We start from the raw sequence: 2,837 nt of genomic DNA, 5'->3' as shown, positions 1-2,837 counted from the left end.
GGAAATATAGGGGCCAATCCACAACAAAAATCGAAGGTATTTACGTTTTCGCTGTTGACCGCCTGTTTGATATCGATAAACGGTGCGGTATGGGCTGCCAATGTTCCTGCAGGAACAACATTGGCCGAAAAACAGGAACTGGTGAGAAATAACGGGAGTGAACCTGCATCGTTGGATCCGCATAAAGTTGAAAGCAACGTTGAATTTACTTTAATCAGCGATATGTTCGACGGTCTGGTTGCCGTCAGTCAGGATGGGGCTATCGAGCCTCGACTGGCGGCATCCTGGGAGAATAAAGATAACACCATCTGGACCTTTCATTTACGACCGGGTATTACCTGGTCTGATGGCTCTGCCATTACCGCACAGGATGTTGTCTGGAGCTGGCAGCGTCTGGTTTCACCGCAAACAGCTTCACCGTATGCCTCTTACCCTGGCAACATGCATATTGCCAACGCTGTCGATATCGCACAGGGGAAAAAAGATCCCGCCACGCTGGGTGTAAAAGCACTGAATGATACCACGCTGGAAATTATCCTGACGCAACCGACAGCGGCGTTTCTGGCTATGCTGGCGCACCCGTCACTGGTACCGCTGGATAAGGTACTGATTGGCCGTTATGGCGACAAGTGGACCCGACCAGAGCATTTTGTCAGCAGTGGACCGTACGAACTGTCGCAGTGGGTGGTGAATGAGCGAATTGTCGCGGTGCGCAATACGCACTACTGGGATAACGCGCACACGGTCATTGATAAAGTCACTTATCTGCCTATTAGCTCAGAAGCGGCAGATGTTAACCGCTACAAGGCCGGTGAAATCGATATTGTTTTGAGCGTGCCGGTGAATCAGTTTGCCCAGTTGAAAAAAACAATGGGTAATGAGCTTCACGTCTCACCGTTGTTATCAACCTATTACTACCAGTTTAATACGACCCGGGCGCCGTTTAACGACTCGCGCGTGCGTCGGGCGCTGAATATGGCGCTGGATAAAGACATCATTGCCCAAAAGGTGATGGGGCAGGGGCAGCGGGAAGCCTGGGTTATCAGCCAGCCTGAAATTGGCGGGGTGACGTTATCCGCGCCAGAATACGCGTCGTGGCCGCGGGATAAACGTATTGCGGAAGCGAAAAAACTACTGGCAGAAGCCGGTTTTGGCCCTGAACATCCGCTTTCATTAAATTTGCTCTACAACACGTTCGAAACGCATCAGCGGATTGCGATTGCGGCATCGTCGATGTGGAAGAAAAATTTGGGTGTCGAGGTGACGCTGCAAAACCAGGAGTGGAAAACGATGCTGGACACCATGCACACCGGTAATTTTGACGTGGTGCGCTATGCGTGGATCGCTGATTACGATGATGCTTCAAGCTTCCTGAATATTTTCCGTACCGGCGATAGTGAGAACACGACCCAGTACAGCAACCCTGCCTATGATGAGGCGATGAGTCATGCGGCGAAAGCAGGTTCAGTGGAAGAACGTGGCAAGTATTATCAGCAGGCGGAAGCGCTTTTGGCTGAGGATGTGCCAGCCATTCCGATTTATCACTATGTTCGCGCACATCTGGTGAAGCCGTGGGTAGGGGGATTTGCGCCGGATAACCGGGGCTATTACTACACCAAAGATATGTTCATCAAAAAACACTAAGTGGCAGAAGAGCATATTTGTGCTGAATAAACGTTCAATCTGTTGTTATTTCAGTCGATTAACAATATTTTGACTGTTTTTCAGGCAAACGAACACATTGGTGCTTTACAGGTCCGTTCGGGATGTTTATAGTGCGCCTCATTGGAAGCGTGGCCGAGCGGTTGAAGGCACCGGTCTTGAAAACCGGCGACCCGAAAGGGTTCTAGAGTTCGAATCTCTACGCTTCCGCCAAATTAAACAAGGGGTTACCGAAAGGTAGCCCCTTGTTGCTTTTGGCTCTTAGAATACAGTTAGAATATCCACTTAGAATACTTCGCGAAAAATCGGCAAATTTTTTTCACGAATTCCCCGCCAAAAGTGGGGCGTCCAACGTCGGCGTCACCTTCACTTTTCGATCGTACACCAGCACCTGGCTCTCAGTTTTGTGTCCGGAGAACAGCTGCTTGTCACGGCTCGATCCCTTATAGTCAGAAATCGACTTCGCTTTAATATCGTGGAAGGTGCATCCGAACGGCACACCTGCTTTTTGCTCAGCGGATTTCTTGGCTTTATCCCACCACTTGTTAATCGTCCTGCCCGTTACCTTTTCACCGTTAGAGTTAGTCATAACGTATTTTCCATTCTCGCCCAGGGGGTTTCTCGCGAGCTGGAATGCTGACCGGAGGCGAGGAGACCATTCCTTGATCTGTTTGGTCCCGGTTTTGTTCTGCTCGATAAAAATTCCTGCGTCCATAACATCGCTCCAGACCATTTCCAGAACGTCACCCTGACGAGCTGCGCAAAGGTATGAAACCTCCATCGCTACGCGCAGCGCCGGGATTGCCTCTTCGTAGATAACGGTAACGTCGGGGCTGTACCTGTTGCCGCTCCTGATGGTTCAGTGATCACAAAAATCTGGCAGTAGGGGAACTGGATAGCAATAGATTACAGACCGAAGCAGTACTTGCTAAACGGTGTCTGGTATAACGCAGGAGTAGCATAATGAAAAATTTTAAAAATTTCCGGTTGAGCACAGAATTAACTCCTGTTCAGCAGGAGATGAAGGACACTTACAATATCCAGTTTTGTGAAGATGATGAAGGCGTAGACTGGTATCACCGACGAGGAATGTTTGCCCCTGAAACACTGAAAGTTGTGTATGACAGTCAAGGTTACATTTGCATGGCTGATTGGACTGACCCCACCCCGGTAGA

The 2,837-nt window shown here is 49.6% G+C and carries 1 protein-coding gene, 1 tRNA gene and 2 pseudogenes; 3 read left to right on the top strand and 1 reads right to left on the bottom strand.

The genetic code is table 11. The features are described 5' to 3' along the window. The first annotated feature begins 6 nt into the window (after window positions 1-6). Both FDW95_RS16930 and FDW95_RS16925 read left to right on the top strand, forming a co-directional pair. Window positions 7-1,644: an ABC transporter substrate-binding protein gene (locus FDW95_RS16930; RefSeq protein ID WP_115259969.1), complete on the top strand. Its 1,638-nt coding sequence runs from the start codon at window positions 7-9 to the stop codon at window positions 1,642-1,644. Between the two features lie 143 nt (window positions 1,645-1,787). Continuing rightward, a tRNA-Ser gene (locus FDW95_RS16925) sits at window positions 1,788-1,875 on the top strand. A gap of 106 nt (window positions 1,876-1,981) precedes the next feature. Here the strand turns inward: FDW95_RS16925 and FDW95_RS16920 are convergent. Then, a pseudogene (locus FDW95_RS16920) lies at window positions 1,982-2,479 on the bottom strand (tyrosine-type recombinase/integrase); the annotation flags it as partial. Between the two features lie 146 nt (window positions 2,480-2,625). Here FDW95_RS16920 and FDW95_RS16915 point away from each other — a divergent pair. Next, window positions 2,626-2,837 (top strand): annotated as a pseudogene (locus FDW95_RS16915) (tail fiber assembly protein); the annotation flags it as partial.

Source organism: Citrobacter sp. wls718 (assembly GCF_005280945.1).
Lineage (GTDB): Bacteria > Pseudomonadota > Gammaproteobacteria > Enterobacterales > Enterobacteriaceae > Citrobacter > Citrobacter gillenii.
The sequence above is the reverse complement of the archived record's forward strand: the minus strand, read 5'-3'. Positions and strand labels throughout refer to the sequence as shown.